Annotated in this window: 23 protein-coding genes, 1 tRNA gene and 1 other RNA gene; 19 read left to right on the top strand and 6 right to left on the bottom strand. The window is 68.9% G+C overall.

Features of this window, described 5'->3' with window-relative positions:
* The first annotated feature begins 121 nt into the window (after window positions 1–121).
* Both rimO and AC06FP_RS16190 read left to right on the top strand, forming a co-directional pair.
* Window positions 122–1483, top strand: a complete 1362-nt coding sequence (rimO, locus tag AC06FP_RS16195) for a 30S ribosomal protein S12 methylthiotransferase RimO (protein ID WP_478076239.1) — start codon at window positions 122–124, stop codon at window positions 1481–1483.
* Window positions 1480–2316, top strand: a complete 837-nt coding sequence (locus AC06FP_RS16190; RefSeq protein ID WP_478076238.1) for a DUF3025 domain-containing protein — start codon at window positions 1480–1482, stop codon at window positions 2314–2316. Before rimO ends, AC06FP_RS16190 begins: the two co-directional genes overlap by 4 nt.
* Before the next feature lie 100 nt (window positions 2317–2416).
* On the opposite strand, the gene AC06FP_RS16185 is transcribed toward AC06FP_RS16190, so the two are convergent.
* The 3 genes from AC06FP_RS16185 to AC06FP_RS16175 all read right to left on the bottom strand — a co-directional run bounded on the left by AC06FP_RS16185 (window position 2417) and on the right by AC06FP_RS16175 (window position 5667).
* A complete protein-coding gene (locus tag AC06FP_RS16185) occupies window positions 2417–3424 on the bottom strand; it encodes a DegV family protein (RefSeq protein ID WP_478076237.1) in 1008 nt (335 codons plus the stop codon).
* Window positions 3425–3624: 200 nt separating this feature from the next.
* Window positions 3625–4158: a transcription elongation factor GreB gene (gene greB, locus AC06FP_RS16180; RefSeq protein ID WP_456116492.1), complete on the bottom strand. Its 534-nt coding sequence runs from the start codon at window positions 4156–4158 to the stop codon at window positions 3625–3627.
* A gap of 3 nt (window positions 4159–4161) precedes the next feature.
* Complete coding sequence (locus tag AC06FP_RS16175) at window positions 4162–5667, bottom strand: helicase HerA-like domain-containing protein (RefSeq protein ID WP_478076236.1); 1506 nt, start codon at window positions 5665–5667, stop codon at window positions 4162–4164.
* Window positions 5668–5789: 122 nt separating this feature from the next.
* On the opposite strand from AC06FP_RS16175, the gene AC06FP_RS16170 reads away from it, so the two are divergent.
* From AC06FP_RS16170 to AC06FP_RS16120, 11 genes are all read left to right on the top strand, one after another.
* A complete protein-coding gene (locus AC06FP_RS16170) occupies window positions 5790–7367 on the top strand; it encodes a transglycosylase SLT domain-containing protein (protein ID WP_456116490.1) in 1578 nt (525 codons plus the stop codon).
* A gap of 82 nt (window positions 7368–7449) precedes the next feature.
* Window positions 7450–7944 (top strand): CinA family protein, encoded by a 495-nt coding sequence (locus tag AC06FP_RS16165; RefSeq protein WP_456116489.1) that lies wholly within the window; start codon window positions 7450–7452, stop codon window positions 7942–7944.
* 37 nt (window positions 7945–7981) lie between these two features.
* A complete protein-coding gene (ubiB, locus tag AC06FP_RS16160) occupies window positions 7982–9661 on the top strand; it encodes a 2-polyprenylphenol 6-hydroxylase (protein WP_478076235.1) in 1680 nt (559 codons plus the stop codon).
* 140 nt (window positions 9662–9801) lie between these two features.
* Window positions 9802–10449 (top strand): transcriptional repressor LexA, encoded by a 648-nt coding sequence (gene lexA / locus AC06FP_RS16155; RefSeq protein WP_478076234.1) that lies wholly within the window; start codon window positions 9802–9804, stop codon window positions 10447–10449.
* 181 nt (window positions 10450–10630) lie between these two features.
* On the top strand, window positions 10631–11665 hold the full coding sequence (gene recA, locus AC06FP_RS16150; RefSeq protein ID WP_456116486.1) for a recombinase RecA: 1035 nt from the start codon (window positions 10631–10633) through the stop codon (window positions 11663–11665).
* A gap of 144 nt (window positions 11666–11809) precedes the next feature.
* Window positions 11810–12301, top strand: a complete 492-nt coding sequence (gene recX / locus AC06FP_RS16145) for a recombination regulator RecX (RefSeq protein ID WP_456116485.1) — start codon at window positions 11810–11812, stop codon at window positions 12299–12301.
* 98 nt (window positions 12302–12399) lie between these two features.
* A complete protein-coding gene (gene alaS, locus AC06FP_RS16140; RefSeq protein WP_478076233.1) occupies window positions 12400–15051 on the top strand; it encodes an alanine--tRNA ligase in 2652 nt (883 codons plus the stop codon).
* Between the two features lie 136 nt (window positions 15052–15187).
* Window positions 15188–15391, top strand: coding sequence for a carbon storage regulator CsrA (gene csrA / locus AC06FP_RS16135; protein WP_054656818.1), 204 nt, complete (start codon window positions 15188–15190; stop codon window positions 15389–15391).
* A 75-nt stretch (window positions 15392–15466) separates the two neighbouring features.
* Window positions 15467–15559, top strand: a tRNA-Ser gene (locus tag AC06FP_RS16130).
* Between the two features lie 223 nt (window positions 15560–15782).
* Window positions 15783–16136: a transfer-messenger RNA gene (gene ssrA, locus AC06FP_RS16125) on the top strand.
* 74 nt (window positions 16137–16210) lie between these two features.
* A complete protein-coding gene (locus AC06FP_RS16120) occupies window positions 16211–16897 on the top strand; it encodes a hypothetical protein (protein WP_478076232.1) in 687 nt (228 codons plus the stop codon).
* 29 nt (window positions 16898–16926) lie between these two features.
* On the opposite strand, the gene smpB is transcribed toward AC06FP_RS16120, so the two are convergent.
* A complete protein-coding gene (gene smpB / locus AC06FP_RS16115; protein WP_182334702.1) occupies window positions 16927–17430 on the bottom strand; it encodes an SsrA-binding protein SmpB in 504 nt (167 codons plus the stop codon).
* Window positions 17431–17482: 52 nt separating this feature from the next.
* Here smpB and AC06FP_RS16110 point away from each other — a divergent pair, with 52 nt between their 5' ends.
* Entirely contained in the window at window positions 17483–17911 is a 429-nt protein-coding gene (locus AC06FP_RS16110; RefSeq protein ID WP_456116482.1) for a type II toxin-antitoxin system RatA family toxin, read from the top strand.
* Between the two features lie 3 nt (window positions 17912–17914).
* Window positions 17915–18172: an RnfH family protein gene (locus tag AC06FP_RS16105; RefSeq protein WP_478076231.1), complete on the top strand. Its 258-nt coding sequence runs from the start codon at window positions 17915–17917 to the stop codon at window positions 18170–18172.
* Between the two features lie 21 nt (window positions 18173–18193).
* On the opposite strand, the gene AC06FP_RS16100 is transcribed toward AC06FP_RS16105, so the two are convergent.
* A complete protein-coding gene (locus AC06FP_RS16100) occupies window positions 18194–18589 on the bottom strand; it encodes an outer membrane protein assembly factor BamE (protein WP_456116480.1) in 396 nt (131 codons plus the stop codon).
* A gap of 104 nt (window positions 18590–18693) precedes the next feature.
* On the opposite strand from AC06FP_RS16100, the gene fur reads away from it, so the two are divergent.
* Window positions 18694–19101, top strand: a complete 408-nt coding sequence (gene fur / locus AC06FP_RS16095) for a ferric iron uptake transcriptional regulator (RefSeq protein WP_433854183.1) — start codon at window positions 18694–18696, stop codon at window positions 19099–19101.
* A gap of 262 nt (window positions 19102–19363) precedes the next feature.
* Here the strand turns inward: fur and recN are convergent, their stop codons facing one another.
* A complete protein-coding gene (gene recN, locus AC06FP_RS16090) occupies window positions 19364–21028 on the bottom strand; it encodes a DNA repair protein RecN (RefSeq protein WP_478076230.1) in 1665 nt (554 codons plus the stop codon).
* A 186-nt stretch (window positions 21029–21214) separates the two neighbouring features.
* On the opposite strand from recN, the gene grpE reads away from it, so the two are divergent.
* From grpE to dnaJ, 3 genes are all read left to right on the top strand, one after another.
* A complete protein-coding gene (gene grpE / locus AC06FP_RS16085; RefSeq protein WP_456116478.1) occupies window positions 21215–21730 on the top strand; it encodes a nucleotide exchange factor GrpE in 516 nt (171 codons plus the stop codon).
* Between the two features lie 141 nt (window positions 21731–21871).
* Window positions 21872–23794, top strand: coding sequence for a molecular chaperone DnaK (dnaK, locus tag AC06FP_RS16080; RefSeq protein WP_478076229.1), 1923 nt, complete (start codon window positions 21872–21874; stop codon window positions 23792–23794).
* A gap of 132 nt (window positions 23795–23926) precedes the next feature.
* Window positions 23927–25054, top strand: coding sequence for a molecular chaperone DnaJ (dnaJ, locus tag AC06FP_RS16075; RefSeq protein ID WP_478076228.1), 1128 nt, complete (start codon window positions 23927–23929; stop codon window positions 25052–25054).
* Window positions 25055–25182: the final 128 nt, after the last annotated feature.

Here is a 25182-nt window from a genome sequence, read left to right as displayed (position 1 = left end):
AAGCCGCTCCTACCGGGGGCTGGAACGGAGGCGGGGCCGGGAGTTCATGGCGGCCCGGTATAATCGCCGCGCTTCCGGCCCCAGGTCATTCCGATCCCCGGCCCCCAGAACCGCAGACCCCATGTCCCAGCTGAACCCCAAAGTCGGCTTCGTCAGCCTTGGCTGCCCGAAGGCCCTCGTCGATTCCGAGCGCATCCTCACCCAGCTGCGGGTGGAGGGCTACGACATCGTGCCGTCCTACGACTCGGCCGACGTGGTGGTGGTCAACACCTGCGGCTTCATCGACTCGGCCGTGGCCGAATCGCTGGACGCCATCGGCGAGGCCATGAACGAGAACGGCAAGGTCATCGTCACCGGTTGCCTGGGCAAGAAGTCGGAGATGATCCGCGAGCAGTACCCGGACGTGCTGTCCGTGTCCGGGCCGCAGGACTACACCAGCGTGATGGACGCGGTGCATGCCGCACTGCCGCCGAAGCACGACCCGTTCGTGGACCTGGTGCCGGACTACGGCATCAAGCTGACCCCGCGCCACTACGCGTACCTGAAGATTTCCGAAGGCTGCAACCACCGCTGCAGCTTCTGCATCATCCCGTCGATGCGCGGCGACCTGGTGTCGCGCCCGGTCGAGGACGTGCTGCGCGAGGCCGAGCGCCTGGTGAAGGGCGGCGTGCGCGAACTGCTGGTGGTGTCGCAGGACACCTCGGCCTACGGTGTGGACCGCCGGTACGCGCCGGGTACCTGGCGCGGCAGGGAGTACGCCACGCGCATGAAGGCGCTGTGCGAGGGCCTGTCCGAGCTGGATGCGTGGACGCGCCTGCACTACGTCTACCCGTACCCGCACGTGGACGACGTCGTGCCGCTGATGGCCGAGGGCAGGATCCTGCCGTACCTGGACATCCCGTTCCAGCATGCCAGCCCGCGCATCCTCAAGCTGATGAAGCGCCCGGGCGCGGTCGACAAGACCCTGGAGCGGGTGCTGCGCTGGCGCGAAATCAGCCCGGACATCACCGTGCGTTCGACCTTCATCGTCGGTTTCCCGGGCGAAACCGAGGCCGAGTTCGAGCAGCTGCTCGACTTCCTCGATGCCGCCCAGCTCGACCGCGTCGGCGCGTTCGCCTATTCGCCGGTGGAAGGCGCCACCGCCAACGACCTGCCCGACCCGGTGCCGGAAGAAGTGAAGCAGGAGCGCCTGGCGCGTTTCATGGAGAAGCAGGCCGCCATTTCCGCCGCCAGGCTCGAAGCGAAGATCGGCAGCGTGCAGCAGTGCCTGGTGGACGCCATCGAGGATGGCATCGCGGTGGCGCGCTCCAAGGCCGACGCCCCCGAGATCGACGGCCTGGTGCATGTCCAGAACGCCGAGGAGGCCGGGCTGCGTGTGGGCGATTTCGTCGACGTGGAAATCACCGACAGCGACGAGCACGACCTGTTCGGCGACGCCGTCATCAAGCCGGCCGCCAGACCGTTCGACCTCAAGGTGCTGTGACCGGCCAGCCGGGCGATGCCGGTGCCGACCGGCGCCGCTTCCTCGCGCCGCCGCGCGGGCAGGTCGATCCGGCGTGTTTCCGGCACCCGCTGTTCGCGCAGTACGCCGGCCACCGGGCGCTGCTGACGGCCCCGGAATGGCCCGGTATCGACACGCTCAACGCGGCGTTGCCGCTGCCGGGGCGGCGCTTCGCCACGCAGGACACGGCGCTGCTTGCCGATGGCCTGCACTACGAGACGCGCATCGCCGCGCACGGGCTCATCGCCACCCGCAGTGAGAACTGGCACGACCTGTTCAATGCCCTGGTCTGGGCGCGTCATCCGGGGATCAAGTCGGCGCTCAACGCGCGCCAGTGCCTGCACATCGCCGCGATGGGGCCGCGGCGGCGCAACCGCGCGCAGCAGGCGCTGACCCAGTTCGACGAGTGCGGGGTGATCGTGCGCGTCGCCGATCCGGCGCTGCTGCCGCTGTGGGATGGCCATCGCTGGGCCGACCTGTTCGCCGTGCAGGCGGCGCGCTGGCGGGACGGCGGCATCGCTGTCGCCGCGGTGGTCGGGCACGCGCTGATGGAGCAGGCGCTGTTGCCCGGGCGCCTGCTGGTCGGGCGCGCCGTGGTGGTGCAGGGCAGGGACGACGCGGCCTGCGTGGCGCGCGTCGCCGAAGCGATCGCGGCGGGCGAGATCCTCGACGACCCGCTGGAACTGCGGCCGCTGCCGCTGGCCGGCGTACCGGGCTGGCATCCGCGCCAGGACGCCGCCTTCCACGGGCAGGCCGACTATTTCCGGCCGCTGCGCGCGGGACGCCGGTATCCACCGCCGCTGCGTGAAGTGTAGGCGCTCACGCAGGGACGCCCGTAGGAGCGCACTTCAGTGCGCGACGGGCTTTGCCGGGAAGGCCGCCATCGCGCACTGGAGTGCGCTCCTGCGAGTGGGTTCAGAAGCGGTCGTCCTGCGGCTCGCCGGCGAACGCCAGGGTGAGCCCGCCGGGGCCGATGTTCATCATCCCGGTGATGCTCATCGGCAGCACGTGCAGGCGCACGCCTTCCTCCCCGCAGGTCTGGCGCAGCCGGGCCAGCGCTTCCAGCTGCAGCACCTCCTGTACCGGGCCCGCATAGGAAACGACCAGGTGCGGCGCATGCAGCCCGCGCCGCACCCGCGTGCCGGCATGGGCGAACAGGCGGCTCCAGGCTTCTTCGCGGCCGCGGAACCGGGCAACCGGCCGGGTATCGCCGTTGCGGCCGAGGATGACCGGCTTGATGTCCAGCGCGCTGCCCAGCAGCACGTTGAGCAGCTTGATGCTGCGGTCGCCGCGCACCCGCGAGCGGGTGCGGGCGTAGCCCAGGTTGTCGGGAACGTAATAGGTGTGGGTGGTGTCGATGATGCGCTGCAGGGGATCGCGGATGTCCTTGGGCGGCACCTGCGCCTGCAGCATGTCCATCAGCGCCATGGCCGGGACGCCGGAGCCGGCGAACATGTTGCGGGTATCGATGACCCGGAACTGGAACGGCCGGGTGATGCCCGAGGCCTGGCGCGCGGTGCGGATGGCGTTCATCGCCAGCGTGCTGCCGTGGCGGGCGGCGTCGTGGATCGGGCTGCGGCTGGCGGTGATGGTCAGGCAGAACACCGAGTCGTATTCCAGCGCGAAGCGTTCGAGGAACAGCGCGCTCATCTGCGCCGCGTCCAGCGGGATCGACTGGCCGGTCACGCCCTCGCCGTTGGCGTTCTCGCGCATGTAGCGACTGGTGGCGTCGGCGTCGTGCTGGTCGACATAGGTGACCGGGCCGATGCGGATGGGGATGGGGATCACCGCCACGTCGGGGTGGGCGATGAAATCGGCCGACACGTCGCAGGACGCGTCGATGACGATGCCGGTGCGCGCTGGCCGGCGCTGGCTGGTGACGTCCTGTTCGAGAGGGGGAGCGACGGCTTCGGGAGCGTGCATGCTTCTTCCATGACATGGGCAACCGCGAAGCAATACACAGCCAGTCGAAGGCGCGTCAAATACGTCCGGGTATGTTCCGGATGGCGTTGGCTAGTGGCTTGATTCCACAGCGCGGACCGGCCGCCCGCATGCGCCGGCGTATGTGTGGCGTGCGCGGATCGCAGCCGCGATCCAGGCGCGGCGCGAGGGGAGGCGGAGGGTCAGGCGTCCGGGTCCGGAAGTTCCTGCGCACCGGCCGCGTAGTCGATGCCGACGATGGCGAAGCCCTGCCGTCCGCCCGGCAGTTCCACTTCGAACTCGTCGTCGATGCGCTTTTTCAGCAGGGCGCGGGCCAGCGGCGAATCGATGCTGATCCAGCCGGCCGCCGCGTCGGTCTCGTCCGGGCCGACGATGCGGTAGACGTGGGTCTGGCCGGACTGCACGTTCTCCAGTTCCACCGTCGCGCCGAAGAACACCGCGTCCGGGTCGCTGGGGCGGGTGTCCACCACCCGCAGCGCTTCCAGGCGTTTGCTCAGGTAGCGCACGCGCCGGTCGATCTCGCCCAGCTGCTTCTTGCGGTAGGTGTATTCGGCGTTCTCCGAACGGTCGCCTTCGGCCGCGGCGGCGGCCAGCGCCTTGACCACCTCGGGCCGGCGCTGCCGCCACAGCTCGTCCAGCTCGGCCTTCAGCCGCGCATGGCCCTGCGCGGTGATCAGGGCGGTGCTCTTTTCCGCGGGGGGACGCCAGCGCGACATGGTTCAGCGCTTGCCGCCGAAGATGCCGCCGAGGATGCCGCGCACGATCTGGTTGCCCAGCTTGGTGCCGACCGTGCGCGTGGTCTGCTTGGCCATGGTCTCGATCATGCCCTGGCGGCGCCTGGTGCCGAAGATGGCGTCCTTGATGGCCTGGCCGAAGCCGCCTTCCTGGCTCTCGTCCTGCTCGCGGGTGCGCGCTGCCGGCGCCTTGACCTGTTCGGCCGCCTGCTGCGCCCGCCGGGCCAGGATTTCCGCCGCCGATTCGCGGTTGACCGCGGTGTCGTAGCGGCTGCCCACCGGGCTGCCGGCGCGCACCTGCGTGCGTTCGACGTCGGTGATCGACCCCATGCGGCAACGCGGCGGCGCCACCAGCGTCTTCTGCACGGGCGAGGGCACGCCCTTGTCCTGCAGGGTGGAGACCAGCGCCTCGCCGGTGCCCAGCTGCGACAGCGTGGCGACCACGTCCAGCTTCGGATTGGGAACGAAGGTCTCGGCCGCGGTTTTCACCGCCTTCTGGTCGCGCGGGGTGAAGGCGCGCAGCGCATGCTGCACCCGGTTGCCGAGCTGGCCGAGGATGTTGGCCGGCACGTCATCGGGGAACTGCGAGCAGAAATACACGCCCACGCCCTTGGAGCGGATCAGCCGCACCACCTGCTCGATGCGCTGCACCAGCGCGGCCGGGGCGTCGTCGAACAGCAGGTGCGCCTCGTCGAAGATGAAGACCAGCTTCGGCTTCTCCAGGTCGCCCACTTCCGGCAGCTTCTCGAACAGCTCGGACAGCAGCCACAGCAGGAAGGTCGAATACAGGCGCGGCTTGAGGATCAGCTGCGCGGCGGCGAGGATGCCGATCACGCCGCGGCCGTCGTGGTTGACGCGCATGATGTCGGCCAGTTCCAGCGCCGGCTCGCCGAAGAAGTTCTCGCCGCCGTCCTGCGACAGGCGCAGCAGCGCGCGCTGGATCGCCGCCACCGACTGCGCGCTGACCAGGCCGTATTCGGTGGACACGTCCTTGCGTTCCTCGGCCACCAGGTTGAGCAGGGCGCGCAGGTCGTCCAGGTCGAGCAGCAGCAGGCCGCGGTCGTCGGCCAGCTTGAACACGATGTCGAGCACGCCGGCCTGGGTGTCGTTGAGTTCCAGGATGCGCGCCAGCAGGGTCGGCCCCATCTCGCTGACCGTGGTGCGCACCGGGTGGCCGAGCTGGCCGTACAGGTCCCAGAACACCACCGGGCTGGCGGCCGGCGCGTAACCGGCCACGCCGATCTCGGCGGCGCGCTGGGCCAGCTTCTCGCTGCCGTCGCCGGCCACGGCCAGGCCGGCCACGTCGCCCTTCACGTCGGCCAGGAACACCGGCACGCCCAGCCGCGAGAAGCCTTCGGCCAGGGTCATCAGGGTCACCGTCTTGCCGGTGCCGGTGGCGCCGGCCACCAGGCCGTGGCGGTTGCCGAAGCGCGGGAGCAGGGTGACGGCGATGTCGTCGGTTACGCCTTTGCCGATCAGGATGGGGTCCATGGAGTGCTCTCGGGGGTACGTGGGAGGGATTCTAACGGCCGACTGTATCGCCTGGTCGTGCCGGTTGCCGCGGCACGAGGCCGGCGGCTACCCTGCCAGCCTTTCCGTCCGTAATGCCGCTGATGCCCGCTTCCGTTCCGTCCGTCCGTTGCTCGCTGCTGGTCGCCGCCTCGCTGCTGCTTGCCGTCCCCACCGCCCACGCGCAGCGCGTGTCCGCCCGCGACAAGGCCCGGATCGAAGCGATCGAGCAGCGCATGGCCGCGGCCGAGAAGCGCTACACCGATGCGCTGCTGCTGGTCGCCAACGCCGACCCCAAGGGCACCGCCGAGGGCAATGCGGCGCTGGAGGACATGGAGGACGTCATCGACGCCTGCATCGGCCAGAAGGGCTGCCAGGTCGGCACCCTGCTGTCCACCTACAAGCGGCTGCTGAAGAAGCAGGCCGACGACAGCGCCGGCGAGGCCGCAGACGAGGCCGGCGATACGCTGGAGGCCGACCCGGACCATGTCGGCCCGCTGGTCGCCGACGTGCCGGAGGCCGCGCGCGCGGCGGCCCTGCTCAACGACCACCGCCATGCCTTCGACGACATGGTGGAGTACAACCCGGCGATCCAGGCCGGCATCCGCCGCTGGCTGACCGACATGCGCCCGGCGCTTCTGACCAGCTACGAGAACTACATGAACCTGCGCGCGGTGATGTGGCCGGAATGGGAGAAGCGCGGCCTGCCCGAGGCGCTGCTGTTCGGCATCATGGCCAAGGAATCCAACGGCCGCGTGCATGCCTCCTCGCGCGCCGGCGCGGCCGGGCTGATGCAGTTCATGCCGGCCACCGGGCGCCGCTTCGGCCTGGGCCCGGACGGCACCGGCTTCGACACCCGTTTCGACCCGCGCAGCGCCGCCGAAGCCAGCGCCACCTACATGAACGAGCGCATGGCCCAGCTCAACCGCAACATCGAACTGGCGCTGGCCGCCTACAATGGCGGCGAGGGCAGGGCGCTGCGGGTATACAACCAGGGCGGCGGCCAGGGCTTCTGGACCGATGCGACCTACAACCAGTTCCCGGGCGAGACCAAGGACTACGTGCCGATGGTGATCGCCGCGGCGTGGATCTTCCTGCACCCGCAGCAGTACGGCGTCGAGTTCCCGAAGGTCAACGCGCAGCCGGCGGTGATCCGCCTGGCCCGGTCCACCACGATCTACGAGCTGACCATCTGCCTGGGCAGCGCCGGTACCCGCGACGGCTACATGCGCGTGCTGCGCAATCTCAACCCGCGCTACGAGGCCGACGGCTGGATCCCGGCCGGCACCTCCATCAACGCCACCACGCGCATCGCCGGGCTGTACAACCGGCAATGCGTGAGCGGCCCGCGCGCGGACCTGGCGCGGGCGCTGATCACCGCCGACGTGAACGCCGCGATCAAGCGCCCGCAGGCTGCGGACTACACCGGCAGCGTGGCGGTGGGCGATGTGCAGTCGATGCAGTCGGCCACGCCCGCGTCCGTGGCGCCGGTGGCACCGCCACGCCCGGCGCCGCGTCCTGCCGCGCGCAGCTACAGGGTCGCCAAGGGCGACACCCTGGGCCGCATCGCCACGCGCTTCCAGTGTGAGGTGCCGGCGCTGGCGCGCGCCAACGGCCTGCGCGCGCCGGCCTATGCGATCAAGCCGGGGCAGACGCTGAAGCTGGAAGGCTGCGGCCGCTGAGCATGGCACGGCGCGGGCGCGGCGGTTTCGCCGCGCCGCGCTTTTGCGTTACAACGGGAAACCGTTCTGCGCAGGCGCCGACATGCCCCTTCCCGACGACACCGAACTGGAGCGGCTTGCCGCCCGCATCGGCGAGCGCCTGCGCGCCGCGCGCGACCGCGTGGTCACCGCCGAAAGCTGCACCGGCGGCTGGATCGCCAAGGCGATGACCGGCGTGGCCGGTTCCTCCGACTGGTTCGACTGCGGCATGGTGGCCTACAGCTACGAGGCCAAGCAGGCGCTGCTGGGGGTGCGCCCGCAGACGCTGGAAAGCCAGGGCGCGGTAAGCCGCGAGACGGTGATTGAAATGGTGTCCGGCGCGCTGGTGCATTCGGGCGCCAGCGTCGCCGTGGCCGTCACCGGCATCGCCGGGCCGGGCGGCGGCAGCGCCGACAAGCCGGTCGGCACCGTGTGGATAGGCTGGAAGCGGCGCGGCGGCTACACGCGCGCCGAACTGTTCCATTTCGACGGCGACCGCGACGCGGTGCGGCGGCAGACCGTGGCGCGCGCGCTGGAGGGGCTGGAGGCCCTGCTGTGATGCGCAGCCACCGGTTCTGGCGCGGAGGGCGCGGCTGATGTGGGAAGCACTGGGCACGGTGCGCGACCTGGGCCGGCTGCAGGAAATCGCCGCCGTCCTGATCCGCCATGGCTTCGGCGACGTGGTCCGCCGCATCGGCATGGCCGACGTCCTGCAGCGCGCCGGGCGCCTGCTGCACTGGAACGCCCCGGGCCAGATCCAGCAGATGTCCGCGCCGGTGCGCGTGCGGCGCGCGCTGGAAGACCTCGGCCCGACCTTCGTCAAGCTGGGGCAGGTGCTGGCCACGCGCGTGGACCTGTTCCCGCCGGAATGGATCGCCGAGTTCAGCGAACTGCAGAACGCGGTACCGGCTTTGCCCTACGAACAAGTGCGCGGGCAGCTCGAGGCCGACCTGGGCGAACCGCCGGAGCAGGCCTTCGCCCGGCTGGAACAACGGCCGATGGCGGCTGCCTCGCTGGCGCAGGCGCACCGCGCCTGGCTGCACGACGGCACGCCGGTGGTGCTGAAGGTGCGCCGCCCCGGCATCCGCGACGTGGTCGAGGCCGACCTGCGCCTGCTGGCGCGGCTGGCCGAGATCATCGAGGCACGCCTGCCCGACCTGCGCCGCTATCGCCCCTCGGAGGTGGTACAGCAGTTCACCCGGTCGCTGCGCGGCGAGCTGGATTTCGCCGCCGAATGCCGCAACGCCGAGCGCATCGCCGGCAACTTCGCCGGCTACCCGGACGTGCTGATCCCGCGCGTGCACTGGCAGTGGACCTGCGAAAGCCTCAACGTGCAGGACTTCGTCGACGGCATCCCCGGGCGCGACCTGGACGCCGTCGATGCCGCCGGCCTGGACCGTGTGGCGCTGGCCCACAGCGGCGCGGCGATCATCCTCAAGATGGTGCTCGACGACGGCTGCTTCCACGCAGATCCGCACCCGGGCAACATCTTCTACATGCGCGACGGGCGCATCGGCATCATCGATTTCGGCATGGTCGGGCGGCTGTCCGAGCAGCGCCGCTTCCAGGTCGCGCGGCTGCTGCACGGGCTGGTGTCGCAGGACCCGGAAGCGGTCACCGACGTGCTGCTGGAGTGGGCCGGCGGCGTGGAAGTGGACGAATCGCGCCTGCAGCACGACCTGGGCAGTTTCGTCGACCAGTACCGCGGCGTGCCGCTCAAGGACCTGCGCATCGGCCTGATGCTGGGCGATGTGACCGCCCTGCTGCGCCAATACGGCCTGACCCTGCCGGCCGACCTGGCGCTGATGATCAAGACCTTCCTGACCCTGGAGGGCATGGGCCGGCAACTGGACCCGGACTTCGACATGGCCGGCGCCGCGCGCCCGTTCCTGGAGCGGATCATGCGCCGCCGCTACGCGCCGCGCGCGGTGCTGCGGCGTGGCCGCCGCGGCCTGCTCGGTGCGCTCGACCTGGCCGGCGAACTGCCGCGCGACCTGCGCCGCCTGCTGCAGGCGGCCCGTCGCGGGCGCATGCGGCTGATGGTGGACACGCCGGGGCTGAAGGGCTTCGGCGACCAGGTCAACCGCGCCGCCAACCGCCTCACCGTCGGCATCGTCACCGCCGCGCTGATCATCGGCTCGTCCATCGTCATGAACAGCATCGGCAGCGGCGCCAACCGCTGGCTGCTGGCGCTGGGCGTGGCCGGCTTCCTCGGCGCCGGCCTGTGCGGGGTGTGGATCCTGTTCTCGATCTGGCGCAGCGGGAAGCGCCGCTAGCCGACCGGCCCGCGCCCGCGGGGTGCGTCCGTGCGGCCCCGGCCGCCCGTGTTCCCTCCAAGACAGGCGGATCCGGCGGCAGGACACCCGATCTATCCAGGGGCTTGCGATGCGGGTTGTTAGTAGTAATACTACTAACCATGGACCTGACCCAGACCCAGCAGGCGATCCTGCAGATGATCGCCGAGCGCATCGACAGTGAGGGCGTGCCGCCCTCGCAGACCGAGATCGCCCGCGCCTTCGGCTTCAAGGGGGTGCGCTCGGCGCAATACCACCTGGACGCGCTGGAAGCCGCCGGCGCCATCGAGCGCGTGCCGGGCCGGGCGCGGGGCATCCGCCTGGTGCGCCCGGTCGACGAAGGCGATGCCGCCGGCTTGCCGGCCGCCGTGGTGGCCGACGAACAGGTGCTGCGCCTGCCGGTGCTGGGGCGGGTCGCCGCCGGCCTGCCGATCGGCGCGGACATCGGCTCGGACGACTTCGTGGTGCTGGACAAGGTGTTCTTCTCGCCCGCGCCGGACTACCTGCTGAAAGTGCAGGGCGATTCGATGATCGACGAGGGCATCTTCGACGGCGACCTGATCGGCGTGCACCGCACCCGCGACGCGCGTTCCGGGCAGATCGTGGTGGCGCGCATCGACGACGAGATCACCGTCAAGCTGCTCAAGGTCGGCAAGGACCGCATCCGCCTGCTGCCGCGCAACCCGGACTACGCGCCCATCGAAGTCCTGCCGGACCAGGATTTCGCCATCGAGGGTCTGTACTGCGGCCTGCTCCGCCCCAACCGGTGAGGGCGGCTTCCCGGCGCCCGAGCGGGGTTTTCCTACGGGTAATGGGAAGCAAGGCCGCTGCCGGTATCCTTCCCGCCCCAATAATCTGGCCCTGCCGCAACCAGTCTCAGCCTGTGCGATACGGCCCCGCTACAGTGGACCCATGACGAAATCCATGACATCAACGACGAGGAAGACCCCGATGGACGATAACAAGAAGCGTGCACTTGCCGCGGCGCTGGGCCAGATCGAAAAGCAGTTCGGCAAGGGCTCGGTGATGCGCATGGGCGACCGCGTGGTCGAACCCGTCGAAGCCATCCCCACCGGCTCGCTGATGCTGGACATCGCGCTGGGCATCGGCGGCCTGCCCAAGGGCCGCGTGGTCGAGATCTACGGTCCCGAGTCCTCGGGCAAGACCACCCTGACCCTGCAGGCCATCGCCGAGTGCCAGAAGCAGGGCGGCACCGCCGCCTTCATCGACGCCGAACACGCGCTGGACCCGATCTACGCCGCCAAGCTGGGCGTGAACGTGGACGACCTGCTGCTGTCGCAGCCGGATACCGGCGAACAGGCGCTGGAAATCGCCGACATGCTGGTGCGTTCCGGCTCGGTGGACATCCTGGTGATCGACTCGGTCGCCGCGCTCACCCCCAAGGCCGAAATCGAAGGCGAGATGGGCGACCAGCTGCCTGGCCTGCAGGCCCGCCTGATGAGCCAGGCGCTGCGCAAGCTGACCGGCAACATCAAGCGCTCCAACACGCTGGTGATCTTCATCAACCAGCTGCGCATGAAGATCGGCGTGATGATGCCCGGCCAGAGTCCGGAAACCACCACCGGCGGCAACGCGCTGAAGTTCTACGCCTCGGTGCGCCTGGACATCCGTCGCATCGGTTCCATCAAGAAGGGCGACGAGATCATCGGCAACCAGACCAAGATCAAGGTCGTCAAGAACAAGCTGGCGCCCCCGTTCAAGCAGGTGGTCACCGAAATCCTGTACGGCGAGGGCATCAGCCGCGAGGGCGAACTGATCGACATGGGCGTGGACGCCAAGCTCGTGGAGAAGGCGGGCGCCTGGTACAGCTACGGCGACGAACGCATCGGCCAGGGCAAGGACAACGCCCGCGGCTACCTGCGCGACAACCCGCAGGTGGCGGCCAGGCTCGAGGCCGAACTGCGCGAGAAATTCCAGCCGGCCGATGCCGCCCGCGAAGCGGGTGACGCGGAAGACGAGGAATGATTTTCCCGCGGGGGCGGGCGGCGCATCGTCAGTGACGTCGTCCCGTCCCCGCGGTTTCATTGAGGCAGACGGATGCCCCGCAGCAGGGTTGCCAGCAGGTAGGTAAGGGGCATGCCCCGTACGCGCACGATGGCAGGTAACGCAATGAACGACAGCGAAGATCGGCCTGGCCGTCGCAGCCGGCGGCCACGTGAGCAGACGCCGCGGCAGCGCGCCCTGGGGTTGCTGGTGCGGCGGGAGCACTCGCGCAAGGAACTGGGGCGCAAGCTCAAGGCCCGGGGCGTCGATGCCGACGAAGTCGACGCCGCGGTGGCGAAACTGGCCGAAGAGGGCTGGCAGGACGACACCCGGTTTGCCGAGGCCCTGGTACGCAACCGCTCCGGTGGTGGATACGGCCCCCTGCATATCCGTGCCGAGCTGGGCACCCATGGCCTGGACAGCGAGTCGGTCGAGGCGGCGATGGCCACCTTCGAAGGCGACTGGGCGGAGCTGGCCCGGGAACTCGTCTGCCGCCGTTTTGGCCCGGACGGGCCGCAGGACCTGGCCCAGCGGCGCAAGGCGGCGGACATGCTGGCCCGGCGTGGCTTCGACGGCACCTGCATCCGCAGCGCCACCCGCTACGACCCAGAGGACTGAACGGACCGGGCCTGATACCCTTTCAGGGTTTCGGCCGTTCCGGATCCACGAACCGCGTGGGGAGCCGGCTGCCGCCAGCCCGCCTATCGCCAGTCCTCATGAATACACCCGTAAAGTTCACCACCTCACAGATCCGCGCCGATTTCCTCGAGTTCTTCAAGGGGAAGGGGCACACCATCGTGCCGTCCGCGCCGCTGGTGCCGGGCAACGACCCGACCCTGCTGTTCACCAACTCCGGCATGGTGCAGTTCAAGGACGTGTTCCTGGGCGCGGAGAAGCGCAGCTATGTGCGTGCGGCCGATGTCCAGCGCTGCCTGCGCGCCGGCGGCAAGCACAACGACCTCGACTCGGTCGGCTACACCGCACGCCACCACACCTTCTTCGAGATGCTGGGCAACTGGTCCTTCGGCGATTACTTCAAGAAGGACGCCATCGCCTGGGCCTGGGAACTGCTGACCCAGGTCTGGAAGCTGCCGGCCGAACGCCTGCTGGTCACCGTCTACCACAACGACGACGAGGCCTACGCGCTGTGGCGCGACATGATCGGCGTGCCGGAAGACCGCATCGTGCGCATCGGCGACAACAAGGGCGCGCCGTACGCCTCGGACAACTTCTGGCAGATGGCCGACACCGGCCCCTGCGGTCCGTGCACCGAGATCTTCTTCGACCACGGCGAACACATCGCCGGCGGCCCTCCGGGCTCGCCGGACGAGGACGGCGACCGTTTCATCGAAATCTGGAACCTGGTGTTCATGCAGTTCGACCGCCAGCCCGACGGCACCCTGGTGCCGCTGCCGGCCCCGTGCGTGGACACCGGCATGGGCCTGGAGCGCCTGGCGGCGATCCTGCAGCACGTGCACACCAATTACGAGATCGACCTGTTCCAGGCGCTGATCCGCAAGGCCGCCGCGCTGACCGGCACCGCCGACCTGGAGAACAAGTCGCTGCGCGTCATCGCCGACCACATCCGCGCCTGCTCCTTCCTCATCGTCGATGGCGTGCTGCCCTCCAATGAAGGCCGCGGCTATGTGCTGCGCCGGATCATCCGCCGCGCCCTGCGCCACGGCTGGATGCTGGGCGTGCGCCAGCCGTTCTTCCATCAGCTGGTGCCGACCCTGGTCGAGCTGATGGGCGAGGCCTATCCGGAACTGCCGGCAGCCGCCGCCACGGTGCAGAGGGCGCTGCTGGCCGAGGAAGAGCGCTTCGCCGAGACCCTGGACGCGGGCATGAAGATCTTCGACGACGTCGCGGCCAAGGTCGGCGACGGCGTCATTCCCGGCGCCGATGCGTTCCGCCTGTACGACACCTATGGTTTCCCGGTCGACCTGACCGCCGACATCGCCCGTGAGCGCGGCATGACGGTGGACATGGCCGGCTTCGACACGGCCATGGAACACCAGCGCGAGATGGCCCGTGCCGCCGGCAAGTTCGGCGGTGGCGTGCAGTTGCCGGCCGAGCTGGTCGCCACGCTGTCGCCGACCGCCTTCCTGGGCTACGAGCACCTGCAGGCCGACGGCCTGAAGGTCGTCGCGCTGCTCCGGGACGGGCGTCCGGTGGAGGCCGTGCAGGCCGGCGACGAGGTGATCGTGTTCACCGACAGGACCCCGTTCTACGCCGAGTCGGGTGGCCAGGTAGGCGACACCGGCGTGCTGTCCGGCAATGGCGTGGAGGTCGCGGTTTCCGACACGCAGAAGTTCGCCGGCCAGTTCCACGGCCATGTCGGTACCGTGAAGCAGGGCGCGATCAAGCTCGGCGACATCCTCTCCGGTGCGATCGACACCGCGCGTCGCAGCGCCACCATCCTCAACCATTCGGCCACCCATCTGCTGCATGCCGCCCTGCGCGAGGTGCTCGGCACCCACGTGCAGCAGAAGGGCTCGCTGGTGGCGCCGGACCGCCTGCGCTTCGATTTCTCCCACTTCCAGCCGATCAGCGCGGACGAACTGGCGGTCATCGAGCGCAAGGTCAACGAGCAGGTGCGCGCCAACAACGCCGCCGAAGTGCACCACATGGGCATGCAGGAAGCGCTGGATTTCGGCGCGATGGCGCTGTTCGGCGAGAAGTACGGCGAAAACGTGCGCGTGCTGAAGATGGGCGACTACTCCACCGAACTGTGCGGCGGCACCCACGTGTCGCGCACCGGCGACATCGGCCTGTTCAAGATCACCTCCGAAGGTGGCGTCTCCTCCGGCGTGCGCCGCATCGAGGCGGTGACCGGGCAGGGCGCGCTGGACCACGTCGACGCCGAGGAGGCCCGCCTGGCCGAGGCCGCGAGCCTGCTGGGCGGCGCGGCGACCGACGTGGTCGAGAAGATCCGCCAGCTCGGAGAGCGACAGAAGAAGCTCGAGCGCGAACTGGAAGCGCTCAAGGCCAAGCTGGCGTCGGGGGCGACCGCGGATCTGGGCGCTTCGGCCGTCGAGGTCGGTGGCGTGAAGGTGCTGGCCGCGCGCCTGGAAGGCTTCGACGCCAAGGCGCTGCGCGATGCGATGGACCGGCTCAAGCAGCAGCTGGGCGACGCGGTGATCCTGCTGGCCGGCACCCAGGACGGCAAGGCGTCCCTGGTCGCCGGCGTGAATGGCTCGGCAATGGGCAAGGTCAAGGCCGGGGAACTGCTGTCCCATGTCGCCGGTCAGATCGGTGGCAAGGGCGGTGGTCGTCCCGATCTGGCGCAGGGTGGCGGTGAAGACGGTCCCAGGCTGGTCGCCGCGCTCGAAGGCGTGCTGGCGTGGGTCAAGCCACACTTGGCATGAATGTAGACAATCGCGCGCCTTGAAGGTGCTGGCGCCCTGCCATTAACATTGGGGGTCTTTTCCCTTTGTCGTGGGGCGCAGGTACCTGGCGCGCCAATGCCGGTGGGAAACCCACCGGTTCCATGGAGATTGCACAATGTTGATCCTGACTCGCCGTGTAGGCGAAACCCTGATGATTGGTGACTCGGTCAGCGTGACCGTGCTCGGCGTCAAGGGCAACCAGGTACGTATCGGTATCACCGCGCCGAAGGACGTGGCGGTGCACCGTGAAGAGATTTTCCAGCGTATCCAGCGCGGCGACGAGCCGGCTGCGTCGGGAAGTGAAGAAACTTCCGAATAAGGGTTTACCTTTCACCCCGTTAAACGGTATTCTTCGCGCCCTGCCACGGAACACGCGGCAGGGTGAAAGAAAAACGGAGTGATGCCCGAGAGGCCGAAGGGGCTCCCCTGCTAAGGGAGTATAGGGTCAAAAGCTCTATCGAGGGTTCGAATCCCTCTCACTCCGCCAGTTGAAGACGTCTGCAAGCCACTGGGTTTGCGGACGTTTTTCGTTTCAGGGGCATGCATCCGCGTCGTGGGTCCGGCAATGCGGGAGCGCATGACTGCGAGATGTCCATCGTGCCGCGTGGAGGTGACGCATCCCCCTGCATCGCGTAACATGATCGTTGTCGAGCATCGACTGGACCGCACCGCGGATCTGGCGATGAAGACTGAAGATTCTTGAAGAAATCGGGGGTGCACTGGTTTCGACGGGGGTTGTGAAGTCGCTTGGCGCATGCCGAGGGGGTAGCTTTCCTCGTAAATCCAGCTGCACAACTCATAGTTGCCAACGACGACAACTACGCTCTGGCCGCTTAAGGCCTAAGCCCCGAAACAGCTTGTGTCCGTGCTCGCTGCGTAGGGTCATCATCACGGAATCGCATGGGGTGGCTGCCCGTCAGCCCCAGGCTAGATGAAGCGGGCTGGTTCCGGGATGCGCTTTGCGCGCCGTGCTGTTCCGGGGCGAGATACAACGGCGAGCTAAGCATGTAGTGCCGGGGATGGAGTGCCTTCGGACGGCGGTTCAATTCCGCCCACCTCCACCATCTATCGAGCCCAGCCTTTACCGGCTGGGCTTTTCTTTTGCCGGGATGCACGAGTCGCCTGCAGGCGATACGGCATGCGCAGGCGCGACGGCAGGCGCTTGACGGTGCTGCGACCTTTCTGCGACGTGCTGCTGCCGAACATGGCCGTCACATTCCTGTGCTGGCATGGCCCGATGCAGTCCCCTGGTTCGTATCGCTTGAATGGACTGGCCGCGAACGTCGGGGCGGATTTCCGCCGGCGCGCGATGCCATCCTCGTGGATGTGCCTAGGGCTGGTGATGGCGGTGGGCGCCGCATTCATGGCGGTGCAGCCGGGCATGCAGGCCTTGGCCGTTCTGGCGCTTGCCGTGCTCTGCCGTCGCGCATTCCGGCAGCCTGCGCTGGTGCCACTCGGGCGTCCAGGGTTCGCGGCGATGCTGCTGCTGGCGGTGTCATCGGCCCTGGGCGTCGTGGCGGGCCTGTGGGTGGCCAGGGGCCTGGCAGAACTCGGCGGCGTCATTGCCGTGGTGCAGGCGGCGGGCTATGCGGCCCGCGTATCCGGCTTTTCCGTGCGCCTGCAGGCAGTCGTTGACTCGCTGGAGGATGCGGAACTGCTGGCAGTGCTGCCTGCGGAAGCCGCAACAGAGGCGCGGCGCTGGATGGCGGGCGATGAGCGCCATGCCGGGCGGCTCGCCGTGGTGGTGCCGCTGGCGGCGCTGCATGTCGCGCAGCGCCGGTGCGATGTCCGCGTGCGCGGCGGGCGGGCGCTGCTGCAGGGCTGAGGGCGGGGCGGCGGCCCGCCGCTCCGCACTCAGGCGTTGCGGTTGTGGGCGCGCAGGGCGCGCTGCTTCTCGCGTGCCCAGTCGCGGTCCTTGGCCGCATCGCGCTTGTCGTGGGCCTGCTTGCCCTTGGCGAGCGCGATTTCGAGCTTGATGCGGTTCTTGCTCCAGTACATCGCGGTCGGCACCAGCGTGTAGCCGTCGCGCTCCACCCGCCCGATGAGCTTGTCGATCTCGCGCCGGTGCAGCAGCAGCTTGCGCTGGCGCCGGTCCTCGGGAATGGTGTGGGTGGAGGCCTGGATCAGCGGCGTGATCTGCGCGCCGATCAGGAAGATCTCGCCGTCCTTCACGTAGGCGTAGGCGTCGGTCATGTTGCCGCGCCCGGCGCGGATGGCCTTGATCTCCCAGCCCTGCAGCACCAGCCCGGCCTCGAAGCGTTCCTCCAGGTGGTACTCGTGGCGCGCGCGCTTGTTGAGCGCGATGGTTTTGTCGGCCTGCGCGTTCTTTGCTTTATCCTTACCGGGTTTCTTGCTCATTTCCGTATTGTCTCCGATTCGGGGGCTTTCCGAACATCCATCCGTATCCCGCATGCCTACCATCCGCCGCAGCGCCCTGGTCGAACAGCCGGCCGAGCGCATGTTCGACCTGGTCAATGACGTCGCCGCCTATCCGCGGCGTTTCCGCTGGTGCGAGGCGGCGCAGATCCTGGAGGAGGGGCCCGAGCGCCTGGTGGCCCGGCTGGACCTGGGGCTGGGCTCGTTCCGCACCTGGTTCATGACCGAGAACGCGCTGCAGCGCCCGGGCAGCATCGACATGCAGTTGAGGGATGGTCCCTTCAAGCGCCTGCATGGGCGCTGGCAGTTCCAGCCGCTGTCCGACACCGCCTGCAAGGTGAGCCTCGAGCTCGAGTTCGAGCCGACCTCGCGCCTGCTCGGGCCGGCGCTGGCGCTCGGTTTCCAGGGGCTGGCCGACCGCATGGTCAACGACTTCGTGCGCGTGGCCGAGCAGGGGGGCTGAACCGTGCGCGTGGACGTGGTGCTGGCCTGGCCGGAGCGCTACCTGCGCCGGGAACTGGTCCTGCCGGAGGGCTGCACCGTCGGCGAGGCCGTGGAAGCGGCGGCGCTGGATGCTGGCGGCCATTCCGTGGCCATGGCGGTCCATGGCGTGCTGGCGCGGCCACAGCAGGTGCTGCACGACGGGGACCGCATCGAACTGCTCCGGCCGCTGCTGGCCGACCCCAAAGAAAATCGCCGCCGGCGGGCGCGCGGCGGCGATTGATCCCGTGCGTGGCGGCTGGATTCAGCGGCCGCCGCGCTTCTTCTTGTCCTTGGCCAGGTTGCGGCCGAACTGGCGCACGCTCCTCTGGGCCAGTTCCGCGTCCTGGTTGGGGAAGTAGTCGCCTTCCCAGCGGGTGACGCGGTCGTTCTCGAAGAACACCGTGAAGTTCTTCACCTCGGTCTTGCCCAGGCGGTTCACGCGCTGGCTGGAGGTGTAGTCCCAGCGCTGGGCATGGAACGGATCGGGAATGGACGGCGTTCCCAGCAGCGCATTGACCTGCTGCTTGCTCTGGCCGGCCTGCAGCTGGGCGACGGACTTTTCTTGCAGCAGGTTGCCCTGGTAGATGGGCTGCTTGTAGATGATGCCGCAGCCGGTGGTGGACAGGGCGACAACGGCGATCAGCAGGAGGTTGCGCATTGGGACGGGCGATTGAGGAAATCACGGCGATGATACACTCCCCGGCACCCAGCGCGATCTGACCGGAGGCAACTGGCGTTAAACCGCCAATGAACACGATGGCCATGGAATCCAACGACCTGCGCAAAGTCGGCCTGAAGGTGACGCATCCGCGGATGCGCATCCTGGCGCTGCTCGAGCAGAACACCCCCCACCACCACCTGACCGCCGAGGACATCTACCGGCAGCTGCTCGATTGCGGCGACGAGATCGGCCTGGCCACGGTGTACCGCGTGCTGACCCAGTTCGAGGCGGCGGGCCTGGTGCTCAAGCACAATTTCGAAGGGGGGCAGGCGGTCTATGAACTGGACCGCGGCGGCCACCATGACCACATGGTGGACGTGGATACCGGCAAGATCATCGAGTTCGAAAGCCGCGAGATCGAGGAACTGCAGAAGAAGATCGCGGCCGACCACGGCTACGAGCTGGAAGAGCATTCGCTGGTGCTGTACGTGCGCAAGAAGCGGCGCTGAGCGGCGGCCTGGTGCCGCGCAGGCAGGCAAAGACACCGGCCGTGGGCCGGTGTCTTCGTTTTCGGGAACTTCAAGTCGTCAGCGGAGGCGCCTGGCTCCCGCCGGAAGAAGGCGCCAACGCCGGGCGAGGAAGACCATTCCGGTGCCCGAGGGGCGGGGCTTCGCCGCACAACCTCTTTCAGTCCGTCCTCGCGGGCCGGAGGCGCTTGTCACGAGCGGCCCGTGAAGGGCCTGCCACCGGCGAGATCCGGGCGGGCCCGCTTCAGACCTCGGCCAGCAGCTTGCGGGCGGCGGCGCGGGCTTCCTTGCTGACTTCGGCGCCGCCGAGCATGCGCGCCAGTTCTTCCTCGCGCCCCCTGGCGTCGAGCAGTTCCACCGCGCTCTGGGTCATGCCCTCCACCGGGGCCTTGCTGACCCGGTAATGGGCGTGGCCCTTGGAGGCCACCTGGGGCAGGTGGGTCACGCACAGCACCTGGCGGCGCTCGCCCAGGGCACGCAGTTTCTTGCCGACGATGTCGGCCACGGCACCGCCGATGCCCGAGTCCACTTCGTCGAACACCATGGTCGGCACCGCATCCAGGCCCAGCGCGGCTACCTCGATGGCCAGCGAAATGCGCGAAAGCTCACCGCCGGAGGCAACCTTGCGCAGCGCCCGCGGCGGCTGCCCGGCATTGGCCGCCACCAGGAATTCGACCCGTTCGGCGCCATTCGGGTCCGGGCGCGGTTGCGGCTGGGGTTCCAGTTCGATCAGGAACTGGCCGCCGCCCATGCCCAGTTCGCCGATCAGGGCGGTGGTGGTGTCCGACAGCGCCCTGGCCGAGGCAGTGCGGCTGGCGGTGAGCAGGGCGGCCTGCGCCTGCCAGTGCGTGGCGGCCTTGTCGATCTCGCCGGCCAGCCGCGACAGGCGCTCGTCGGCGCCGCGCAACTGCTCCAGCTCCGCCTCGATGCGGTCGCGGGTGGCGGACAGTTCCTCCATCGGCACGCGGTGCTTGCGTGCCAGGTCGTGCAGGCGGCCGAGCCTGCGTTCGATCTCCTCGAAGGCCTCCGGGTCGCTGTCCAGGTCGTCCTGCACCCGGTCCAGCTGGGCCAGCGCTTCGTGCAGCTGGATGCCGGCGGCGTCGAGCATGCCGTCGATCTCGCCCAGCCGCGCGTCGTGCTGGCTGACCCGCGACAGCTCGTGCCGCACCTGCTGCAGCAGGCCGAGCAGGGAAGGGCCGTCGTCGCCATTGAGCGCGCTGCCGGCGTACTGGCAGGCCTCGATCAGCGCGGTGGAATGCGCCTGGCGGCGGTGGCTGGCGGCCAGCGCCGCCACCGCCGCCGGTTCCAGTTCCTCGCGCTGCAGCTCGCCGAGCTGGTGTTCGAGGAAGGCGATGCGGTCGGAGACGTCGCCCTGCTGCGACAGCGCGTCGCGCTCGTCGATCAGCGCCTGCCACTGGCCGCTGGCGGCGCGTACCGCGGCGCGTTCGGCGTCGTTGCGGGCGTAGGCGTCGAGCAGGGCCAGCTGGCTGGGGCGCGACAGCAGCGCCTGCTGCTCGTGCTGGCCATGGATCTCGACCAGGAAGGCGGCCAGTTCGGCCAGCTGCGACACCGGTACCGGGCGGCCGTTGATGAAGGCGCGCGAGCCGCCGTCGGCGCGGATCACCCGGCGCAGCTGGCACTGGTCCTCGTCGTCGAGCTCGTTGTCCTGCAGCCAGCGGCGGGCCGGGGCGTCGTCGGCGAGGTCGAATTCGGCCGAAAGCTCGGCCCGGCCGGCGCCGTGGCGGACCACGCCGCTGTCGGCGCGCAGCCCGGACAGGAAGCCCAGGGCATCGACCATCAGCGACTTGCCGGCGCCGGTTTCGCCGGAAACCACGGTCATGCCCGGCCCGAATTCCAGTTCGGTGGCGCGGACGACGGCGAAATCCTTGATCGAAAGATGTCTGAGCATGGTCGGCAGAGGTTGGGGCCGCGCAAAGCTAGCACGCGCATGCGGCAGGTCAATCCGGGAAGGGCGCTGCGTGCGCCACATTAATGCGCGACCGTCGCAGGGAGTGAGCCGGAGCCTTGAAACCCGGGGGGCAGCCCACATACGGGGGAGCAGGCAGGCGGCAGAACGACCGCCAGGGAACCGGAAATGAACCAAGACCACCCCGATTTCGAGACCGAGAACAGCGCCGGCGGCGCGGCCGAGGCGCAGGACGCCGAGCTCCAGGCGCTGCGCGCCGAGATCGAGCAGCTCAAGGGCGAGTCGCTGCGCGAGCGCGCCGACCTGGAGAACCAGCGCAAGCGCGTGGCGCGCGACATCGAACAGGCGCGCAAGTTCGCCAACGAGAAGCTGCTGGGCGAACTGCTGCCGGTGTTCGACAGCCTGGATGCCGGGCTGGCGGCGGCCGGCAGCGAGCCCAGCCCGCTGCGCGAAGGGCTGGAGCTGACCTACAAGCAACTGCTCAAGGTCGCCGCCGACAACGGCCTGACCCTGCTCGACCCGGTCGGCCAGCCCTTCAATCCGGAACACCACCAGGCCATCAGCCAGGTCGACGCCCCGGCCGGCGTGGCCCCGGGCGCGGTGGTGACCGTGTTCCAGAAGGGCTACCTGCTCAACGAGCGCCTGCTGCGGCCGGCGCTGGTAGTGGTGGCCCGGGTCGACTGACCCGCGCCGGCTGGCCGCCGCCTTAACGCGGGCGGCCGCCGGCAAACAGTGTTCCGGGGGTGGCTTGAATGTCATCCGGCCATCCCCCACATCCCGTTCATACCCGGCGGCTGCCGGCACACGAATCCTCAGGAGTCCCCCATGGGCAAGATCATTGGTATCGACCTCGGCACCACCAACTCGTGCGTGGCGATCATGGACGGCGGCAAGGCCCGCGTCATCGAGAACTCGGAAGGCGACCGCACCACGCCCTCCATCGTCGCCTACACCAAGGACGGCGAAGTGCTGGTGGGCGCCTCGGCCAAGCGCCAGGCCGTCACCAATCCGAAGAACACCTTCTACGCGGTGAAGCGCCTGATCGGCCGCAAGTTCACCGACGGCGAGGTGCAGAAGGACATCGCCCACGTGCCGTACGGCATCCTGGCCCACGACAACGGCGACGCCTGGGTGCAGACCAGCGACGGCCGCAAGATGGCGCCGCAGGAAATCTCGGCCAAGGTGCTGGAGAAGATGAAGAAGACCGCCGAGGACTTCCTTGGCGAGAAGGTCTCCGAGGCGGTCATCACCGTGCCGGCGTACTTCAACGACAGCCAGCGCCAGGCGACCAAGGACGCCGGCCGCATCGCCGGCCTGGACGTCAAGCGCATCATCAACGAGCCGACCGCGGCCGCGCTGGCCTACGGCCTGGACAAGGGTGACAACAAGGACCGCAAGATCGTCGTCTACGACCTGGGCGGCGGCACCTTCGACGTGTCGATCATCGAAATCGCCAATGTCGACGGCGAGAAGCAGTTCGAGGTGCTGGCCACCAACGGCGACACCTTCCTCGGTGGCGAGGACTTCGACAACCGCGTCATCGAGTACCTGGTCGACGAGTTCAACAAGGACCAGGGCATCGACCTGCGCAAGGACCCGCTGGCCCTGCAGCGCCTGAAGGACGCGGCCGAGCGCGCCAAGATCGAGCTGTCCAGCGCGCAGCAGACCGAAGTCAACCTGCCGTACGTCACCGCCGACGCCTCCGGCCCGAAGCACCTGAACATCAAGCTGACCCGCGCCAAGCTGGAAGCGCTGGTGGAAGACCTGATCAGGAAGTCGATCGAGCCGTGCCGCACCGCGCTGAACGATGCCGGCCTGCGTTCGAGCGACATCAACGAGGTGATCCTGGTCGGCGGCCAGACCCGCATGCCGAAGGTGCAGCAGGCGGTCAGCGAGTTCTTCGGCAAGGAGCCGCGCAAGGACGTCAACCCTGACGAGGCCGTGGCGCTGGGTGCCGCGATCCAGGGCGGCGTGCTGGGCGGCGACGTCAAGGACGTGCTGCTGCTGGACGTGACCCCGCTGTCGCTGGGCATCGAGACCCTGGGCGGCGTGTTCACCAAGATCATCGAGAAGAACACCACCATCCCGACCAAGGCCTCGCAGGTGTTCTCCACCGCCGAGGACAACCAGTCGGCGGTGACCGTGCACGTGCTGCAGGGCGAGCGCGAGCAGGCCCGATACAACAAGTCGCTGGCCAAGTTCGACCTGACCGGCATCGAGCCGGCGCCGCGCGGCCTGCCGCAGGTGGAAGTGTCCTTCGACATCGACGCCAACGGCATCCTGCATGTGTCGGCCAAGGACAAGAAGACCAACAAGGAACAGAAGGTCGAGATCAAGGCCGGTTCGGGCCTGTCCGAGGACGAGATCAACCGCATGGTGGCCGACGCCGAGGCGCACCGCGAGGAAGACAAGAAGTTCCAGGAGCTGGTGCAGGCCCGCAACCAGGCCGACGGCCTGATCCACGCCACCCGCAGCGCCATCACCGAGCACGGCAGCAAGGTCGGCGGCGATGTCATCGGCAAGGTGGAAGCGGCGCTGGCCGACCTGGAAACCGCGATGAAGGGCGACGACAAGGCGCAGATCGAAGCGAAGTCCAAGGCGCTGGAGGAGGCCGGCCAGTCGCTGTACGCCGCCGCCTCGGCCGGCGAGCAGGGCGGCCCGGCCCCGGGCGCCGGCGCGGCCGGTCCGTCGAGCGACGACGTGGTCGACGCCGAGTTCACCGAGGTCAAGGACGACAAGAAGTCCTGATGTCCAGTGCCCCTCTCCTCCGGGAGAGGGGTTGGGGTGAGGGTTCGGGAGCGCGTTGCGGTCCCGGACCCTTGTCGCATCAACGAACCCCCGCCCCAGCCCTCCCCGCGGAGGGGGAGGGAGAGGTAGAGCATGAGCAAGCGCGATTACTACGAAGTACTGGGCGTCTCCCGCGACGCCGGTGACGAGGAGCTGAAGAAGGCCTATCGCCGTTGCGCGATGAAGCATCACCCGGACCGCAATCCGGGCGACGCCGCGGCCGAGGCCGCCTTCAAGGAATGCAAGGAGGCCTACGAGGTCCTGTCCGACGGCAACAAGCGGCGCCTGTACGACGCCCACGGCCATGCCGCGTTCGAGCATGGCATGGGCGGGATGGGCGGCGGTCCGGGCGGCCCGGACATGGGCGACATCTTCGGCGACATCTTCGGCAACATCTTCGGCGGCGGGGGCGCGCGCCAGGCGCGCCGCGGCGCCGACATCGGCTACGTGATGGAGCTGGACCTGGAGGAAGCGGTGGCCGGCGTGGAGCGCCGCATCGAGATTCCGACCCTGGTCGAGTGCCGCGACTGCGACGGCAGCGGCTCGGAGGACGGCAAGGTCGAGACCTGCAACGTCTGCGGCGGGCGCGGCCAGGTACGCATGCAGCGCGGCATCTTCGCCATGCAGCAGGCCTGCCACAACTGCGGCGGCCGCGGCCAGATCGTGGCCAGGCCGTGCAGGACCTGCCACGGCAACGGCCGCGTCGAGGAAGACAAGGTGCTGTCGGTGAAGGTGCCGGCCGGCGTCGATACCGGCGACCGCATCCGCCTGCAGGGCGAGGGCGAGGCCGGCCCTGCCGGTACGCCGCCGGGCGACCTGTATGTGGAAGTGCGCGTGCGCGAGCATCCCATCTTCACCCGCGATGGCGACGACCTGCACTGCGAAGTGCCGATCCGCATCTCGCAGGCGGCGCTGGGCGATGCGGTGCGCGTGGCCACGCTGGGCGGCGAGGCGGAGATCCGCATTCCCGCCGAGACCCAGACCGGCAAGCTGTTCCGCCTGCGCGGCAAGGGCGTCAGGTCGGTGCGCAGCCGCACCGAAGGCGACCTGTACTGCCGCATCGTGGTGGAGACGCCGGTCAACCTGACCGCCGAGCAGCGCAGGCTGCTGGAGCAGTTCGAAGCGACCTTCGTCGGCGACGAAGCGCGCAAGCACTCGCCCAAGTCGGCCACCTTCCTGGATGGCGTCAAGGGCTTCTGGGACCGGATGACGTCGCCCTGATCCAAAGATTCTCTGTAGGAGCGACTTCAGTCGCGATGGCTTTCCCGGTGAAGCCCTTTCGCGACTTAAGTCGCTCCTACGGGACTATCGAGGCCGCAGCCCGCTGCGGCTTCGTCGTTTCCGGCGTT

Source organism: Stenotrophomonas sp. Steno-Z2 (genome assembly GCF_056393235.1).
The sequence above is the reverse complement of the archived record's forward strand: the minus strand, read 5'-3'. Positions and strand labels throughout refer to the sequence as shown.